Source organism: Dietzia sp. CQ4 (assembly GCF_014145125.1).
In the GTDB taxonomy this organism is placed as follows: domain Bacteria; phylum Actinomycetota; class Actinomycetes; order Mycobacteriales; family Mycobacteriaceae; genus Dietzia; species Dietzia natronolimnaea.
Window position 1 is genome coordinate 1 of sequence record NZ_JAALDZ010000120.1, and the last position, 6,190, is coordinate 6,190.

The window sequence follows — 6,190 nt, forward strand, 5'->3', positions numbered from 1 at the left end:
CGCGAGCGGCATGGGCCGCATCGTCGCCGGCGCCGTCGCCGGTGCCGCTCTCACCGGTGGCGTCGCGATGGCCGCGGCCCCCGCCGCGTCCGCCCAGTCCGCCGACATCGACGTCAACCAGCTCGGCCAGATGGCCCAGGAGTTCGCGCAGGGCATCGGCCTGAACGAGGCGCAGCTGCGGGAGTACGCCATCGATCCCGCGATGTTCGGTTCGCTCGGTTCGCCGTCCGCCGCCGTCGGCGGTGCCCACGCCCCGACCTTCGGCCCCATTACCTCGGGCTTCGGTCCGCGCTGGGGGACCTTCCACAACGGCACCGACTTCGGTGCCCCGATCGGTACGCCGATGTTCGCCGCCAAGTCCGGCACGGTCGTCGCCGCCGGCCCGGCCTCGGGCTACGGACTGTGGATCCGCATCCAGACCGACGACGGGTACCTGCTCGAGTACGGCCACAACGACCAGAACTACGTCTCGGTGGGCCAGCGCGTCCACGCCGGTCAGGTCATCGGCACCGTGGGCAACCGCGGGTACTCGACCGGCCCGCACCTGCACTTCGGCGTGCGCAACCCCGCCGGCCAGTGGATCGACCCCGTGCCGTGGCTGCGTGCCAACGGCGTCGCCGTCTGATCGGATCCCTCGAGCAGACCGCTCGACCCGCCGGAGCCCCGGACACCACAGGTGTCCGGGGCTCCGGTCGTTTCGCGTGCAGACGAATGGCCGGTCCTGCATATGTGGCAGGGTGGACGGGGTCCGGGCCGGGGCTCCGCCTGATCCGGCCCCGAGCCGAACCGACCTCGAGGAGAAACTGGGTATGTCACAGACCGTCAGGGGCGTCATCGCCCGTACCAAGGGTGCGGATGTCGAGCTCGTCGACGTCGTCGTCCCCGATCCGGGACCGAACGACGTCGTCGTCCGCGTCCAGGCGTGCGGCGTCTGCCACACCGATCTGGCCTACCGCGACGGCGGCATCAACGACGAGTACCCCTTCCTGCTCGGTCACGAGGCCGCGGGGATCGTGGAGACCGTCGGTGACCGGGTGACGCACGTGTCCGAGGGCGACTTCGTGGTGCTGAACTGGCGCGCGGTCTGCGGCGAGTGCCGGGCCTGTAAGCGCGGCCAGCAGCAGTACTGCTTCGCCACGCACAACGCGTCCAGGAAGATGACCCTCACCGACGGCACGGAGCTCAGCCCCGCGCTCGGTATCGGTGCGTTCATCGACAAGACCCTCGTCCACGAGGGGCAGTGCACCAAGGTGGACCCGGCGGCCGATCCGGCCGTCGCGGGACTGCTGGGCTGCGGCGTGATGGCCGGCCTCGGGGCCGCGGTCAACACGGGCAACGTCACGCGCGGCCAGTCCGTCGCCGTGATCGGGTGCGGCGGCGTCGGTATCGCCGCGGTCGTGGGTGCCCGCCTGGCGGGGGCCTCGACCATCGTCGCCGTGGACCTCGACGACACCAAGCTCGAGTGGGCGCGCGAGTTCGGGGCCACCGACGTGGTCAACTCCTCCGGCACGGACCCCGTGGCCGCCATCCAGGAACTCACGGGCGGCTTCGGCGCCGACGTGGTGATCGACGCGGTCGGTCGACCCGAGACCTACGAGCAGGCCTTCTACGCCCGTGACCTCGCGGGCACGGTGGTCCTGGTGGGCGTGCCCACGCCCGAGATGCGGCTGGAGATGCCGCTTCTCGACTTCTTCGGCCGCGGGGGTTCGCTCAAGTCCTCCTGGTACGGCGACTGCCTCCCCGAGCGCGACTTCCCGATGCTGGTCGACCTGCATCTGCAGGGGCGGCTGCCGCTGGAGAAGTTCGTCAGCGAACGCATCGGTCTGGACGCGGTCGAGGCCGCGTTCGGCGCCATGAAGTCCGGATCCGTCCTCCGATCGGTGGTGACCCTGTGAGCGAGACGTACACGAGTGCCGGCAATGCCGGTGGACTGCGTATCGAGAAGGTCGTGACGAGCGGCGTCTTCGCCCTCGACGGCGGCGAGTGGGAGGTGGACAACAACATCTGGATCCTCGGTGACGACTCCGAGGTGTACGTCATCGACGCCGCCCACACCGCCCAGCCGATCATCGACGCGGTGGCCGGGCGCACGGTCAAGGGCATCCTGTGCTCGCACGCCCACAACGACCACATCACCGTCGCCCCGGAGCTCGCCCGCGAGCTCGACACCCGGGTCTTCGTCCACCCCGGCGACCAGATGCTGTGGGAGGAAACCCACCCGACGGTCGCCCACGAGGACCTCGAGGACGGGCAGGTCTTCCAGATCGCCGGGACCGGGTTCACGGTCATGAACACCCCCGGCCACTCGCCGGGCTCGTGTGTCTTCCACGTCCCCGAGGCGGGCGTCCTGTTCTCCGGCGACACCCTGTTCTCCGGAGGGCCCGGTGCCACGGGACGGTCGTACTCCGATTTCCCGACCATCATCACCTCGATCCGCGACCGGATCCTCACCCTGCCCGCCGAGACCCTGGTCCACACCGGCCACGGTGACGGCACGAAGGTGGGCGAGGAGTCCCCGCATCTGGAGGAGTGGATCGCCCGGGGCAGCTGACCGGGCACGATGGGGGGATGACGACGACGGACTGCGCCCCGGAGACGGACCGGCGCACCCCCTGGCACACACTGTCCACCGCAGAGGTGGTCTCCCGCCTCGGCGCGGGGTCGAACGGCCTGACCCGCGCCGAGGCGTCGCGTCGTCTCGCCGAGCACGGTCCCAACACCCTGCCGGTGGCGGCCGGGGTGCCGGCCTGGAGACGGGTCCTGCGGCTGCTCCGCGACCCCATGATCATGGTTCTCGCGGTGGCCGCCGTGGTGAGCGCCGTGATCTCGCGCGAGTGGGAGACCCCGGTCGTCATCCTCCTGGTGGTGGTGCTCAACACCGTGCTGAACTACGTGCAGGAGACGCGGGCCGAGGAGAGCCTGGCCGCGTTGCGCGACATGGCGGTGCCGCACAGCCGGGTGGTGCGGGACGGCGCCGAGGTGGAGGTGGACAGCGCGGATCTCGTCCCGGGGGACGTCGTGGTGGTGGAATCCGGCGACAGGGTCCCCGCTGACGGTCGCGTTCTCGAGGCGTCCCGGTTCCAGGTGGCGGAGTCGGCCCTGACCGGCGAGTCGGTCCCCGTGGACAAGACGGCGGGAGCGGTGGCCGCCGCGGACGCGCCGCTCGGTGACCGCACCGGCATGGTGTTCATGAACACCGAGGTCACCCGCGGTCGGGCGCGCGTGGTGGTCACGGGGACCGGTGAGTGCACGGAGATGGGGGCGATCGCCGAGCTGCTCGGCGGGGCGGGCGGTGAGCAGACGCCGCTCCAACGGCGGATCGGGGTCCTGGCCCGGGTCCTCACCGTGATCGCGCTGGTCGTGGTGACGCTGGTGATGGGGATCGGACTGGTGCGCGGGCAGTCCTGGGAGGACATGCTCCTCAGCGCGGTCTCGCTCGCCGTGGCCACCATCCCGGAGGGCCTCACCGCCGTGGTGGCGTTCACCCTCGCGATGGGCGCCTCGCGGCTCGCCCGTGAAGGGGCGATCATCAAGAACCTCGCGGCGGTGGAGACCCTCGGGTCGACCAGCCACATCGCCACGGACAAGACCGGGACCCTCACCCTCAACGAGATGACCGTGACGCGGATCGTCGCGGGCGGTTCCGCCTACACCGTCACCGGGACCGGATACGAGGCGACCGGCACGGTCCTGTCGTCCGATCCGGATGCCGTTCCGGACCTCCGGAGGGCGGCGGTCGCCATGACGCTGTGCAACGACGCGATCGTGACCGACGGCGAACTCGTCGGCGACCCCACCGAGGGCGCTCTCCTCGTGGCCGCCACCAAGTGCGGGCTCGACGTGGAGGGACTGCGTGCCGCACGGCCGCGGGTGGCCCAGGTGCCCTTCGACTCCGACTACAGGTTCATGGCCACCGTCAACCGCTCACCGGGCGGGGAGCTCGCGCTCAGCGCCAAGGGCGCGACCGGTGCGCTGCTGCCCCGGTCGACCCACGTGTGGAACGGCACGGACGCCGTCGAGCTCACCGACGAGCTGCACGAGGCGATCCGTCTCGCGACCGAGGAGCTGGCGGAGCGGGGCCTGCGGACCCTGCTGGTGGCGGGGCGCCCGTTCGAGTCGGCACCAGGCGAGGACGGATCCGGCGAGACCGGAGTAGATGAGAGCGTGCTCCTCGACGAGGTGCGCGGCCTGACCGTGTTCGCCGTGGTCGGCATCGTCGACCCGCCCCGGTCCGAGGCCGCCGAGGCCATCCGGGTGGCACGCGAGGCGGGCATCTCGGTTCACATGATCACCGGCGACCACCTCGTCACGGCCTCGTCGATCGCCCGTGACCTGGGGATCGAGGGGGAGGCGGTGCGAGGGGTCGATCTCGACGGGATCGACGACGACGAGCTGACCGGACGTGCCCCCGGCCTGGGAGTCCTGGCCCGGGTGTCCCCCGAGCACAAGATCCGGATGGTCCGGGCCCTGCAGTCCGGCGGGGACGTGGTGGCCATGACCGGGGACGGCGTCAACGACGCACCCGCGCTGAGTCAGGCCGACATCGGGATCGCGATGGGGATCACCGGCACCGACGTGTCCAAGGGTGCGGCCGACATGGTGCTCACGGACGACAACTTCGCGACCATCGTCTCGGCCGTCGAGCAGGGCCGCGGCATCTACGACAACATCGTGAAGTTCGTGAAGTTCCAGCTCACCACCGCGTGGGCGTTCGTTCTGGTGTTCCTCGCCAGCGGGCTGTTCGGGTTGGCGGCCGTGCCGTTCACCGCCCTGCAGGTCCTGCTGGTCAACATCGTCATGGACGGCCCGCCTGCCATGGCTCTGGGCGTGGAGCCCGTGGAGAAGAACGCGATGCGGCGGCCGCCCCGACCCGCCGACGAGCAGATCCTCACCCCGTCACGACTGGTACGGATCCTGTGGCTGGGCGTGGTCATGGCCACCGGGACACTGCTGGTCCTCGCGTTCGCGGAGACGCTGTTCCCCGAGCGCGCGGGCGTGCCGTTGTTCGCCACCACCCTCGCCTACGCCGCCTTCGTGTTCTTCCAGGTGTTCAACCTGATGAACGTCCGCTCCACGGACGGCTCGGTGTTCTCCCGGGACATGGCGCACAACGCCCCGATCTGGGTGGCACTGGCGGCGGTCCCGCTGCTGTTGGTGGCCGTGGTCCAGGTGCCCTTCCTCCAGGGGATCTTCGACACCACCCCGTTGCACGCGGACGAGTGGTTGTTGGCGGTCGCGGTGGGCTCGTCGATCCTCTGGCTCGAGGAGCTCCGGAAGATCGGGGCGAGGTGGCGTGCTCGGCGGCAGGAGGGATCGGGCACGATGGTGGTGGTCTGACGCGCCCCTGTCGAGGGCGCCGCCACCGGCGATTCCGGCGGGCGCGACGTGGTCAGGCAGAGGAGGAGTCACGATCATGGGCAGGGTCACCGCCAGCAACACCATCGTCATCGAGGCGCCCGTCGCGACCGTGACGGCCGCGATCGCGGACTACGCCCAGGTCCGTCCCCGGATCCAGCCCGAGCAGTTCACCGCGTACAGGTTGATCGAGGGCGGCCAGGGGCACGGCACCGTGGCGGCGTGGAACCTCCAGGCCACCAAGAAGCGCAGCCGGGACGTCAAGGCCACGGTGACCGTGGACGAGGCCGCGGCGCACTGGTCGCTGGTGGAGAAGGACGCCAATTCGTCCATGGCCACCACCTACACGGTCCGCGAGGCCACCGGCGGTGCGCTGGTGGAGATGACCACGTCATGGGACGGAGCCGGGGGAGTGGGCGGGTTCTTCGAGCGGACCTTCGCCCCGGCCGGGCTCAAGCGGATCCAGCACCAGTTGCTCTCGAACCTCAAGGCCGACGTCGAGGGGTAGGCCCCGAGCGTGGAGCCGAGGGGTAGGCCCCGAGCGTGGAGCCGAGGGGTAGGCGCCGGGCGTGGAGCCGAGGGGTAGGTCCCGAACCAGGCGCCGGGGGGTAGGCCCCGGGCTTGGAGCCGCGGGGTAGGCCCCGGTGCTCAGCGGTCCGGGTTGTCCGGAGCCTCCCTCGTCGTCGTCGTGACCGATTCTTCGGGCTCGGCGGTGGCGGTCGCGGTGACGTCCACACGCTCGGGTGTGGCCCCACCGGTGGCCACCTCGGCCGACGCGAGGTCGGTTCCCGACGGGGCCGCCGCCGCGGCGGCCTCGCGGGCGGCCTCGGCCTGG

The 6,190-nt window shown here is 71.1% G+C and carries 6 protein-coding genes; 5 read left to right on the plus strand and 1 reads right to left on the minus strand.

Translation table 11 applies throughout. The annotated features are described in order from the left end of the window. The 5 genes from G6031_RS07620 to G6031_RS07640 all read left to right on the plus strand — a co-directional run. The coding region (locus G6031_RS07620; protein WP_182652914.1) for a M23 family metallopeptidase at nt 1-625 on the plus strand (625 nt) is incomplete at its 5' end. Nucleotides 626-809: 184 nt separating this feature from the next. Further along, the gene (locus tag G6031_RS07625) at nt 810-1,895 is read left to right on the plus strand and encodes an S-(hydroxymethyl)mycothiol dehydrogenase (protein WP_182652915.1); all 1,086 of its coding nucleotides are present in this window, start codon (nt 810-812) and stop codon (nt 1,893-1,895) included. Continuing rightward, nucleotides 1,892-2,551 carry an MBL fold metallo-hydrolase gene (locus G6031_RS07630; protein ID WP_182610100.1) on the plus strand — a complete coding sequence of 220 codons (660 nt, stop codon included), beginning with the start codon at nt 1,892-1,894 and terminating at the stop codon, nt 2,549-2,551. Before G6031_RS07625 ends, G6031_RS07630 begins: the two co-directional genes overlap by 4 nt. Nucleotides 2,552-2,568: 17 nt before the next feature. Next, nucleotides 2,569-5,337 carry a cation-translocating P-type ATPase gene (locus G6031_RS07635; protein ID WP_182652916.1) on the plus strand — a complete coding sequence of 923 codons (2,769 nt, stop codon included), beginning with the start codon at nt 2,569-2,571 and terminating at the stop codon, nt 5,335-5,337. A 76-nt stretch (nt 5,338-5,413) separates the two neighbouring features. Then, nucleotides 5,414-5,863, plus strand: coding sequence for an SRPBCC family protein (locus G6031_RS07640; protein ID WP_182652917.1), 450 nt, complete (start codon nt 5,414-5,416; stop codon nt 5,861-5,863). Between the two features lie 140 nt (nt 5,864-6,003). Here the strand turns inward: G6031_RS07640 and G6031_RS07645 are convergent. Then, a partial coding sequence (locus tag G6031_RS07645; protein WP_182652918.1) for a hypothetical protein occupies nt 6,004-6,190 on the minus strand: 187 nt, incomplete at its 5' end.

Coding starts and splice junctions, on each gene's coding strand:
- G6031_RS07635 (WP_182652916.1), top strand. CDS start 2,569: ATGACGACGACGGACTGCGCCCCGGAGACGGACCGGCGCACCCCCTGG.
- G6031_RS07625 (WP_182652915.1), top strand. CDS start 810: ATGTCACAGACCGTCAGGGGCGTCATCGCCCGTACCAAGGGTGCGGAT.
- G6031_RS07640 (WP_182652917.1), top strand. CDS start 5,414: ATGGGCAGGGTCACCGCCAGCAACACCATCGTCATCGAGGCGCCCGTC.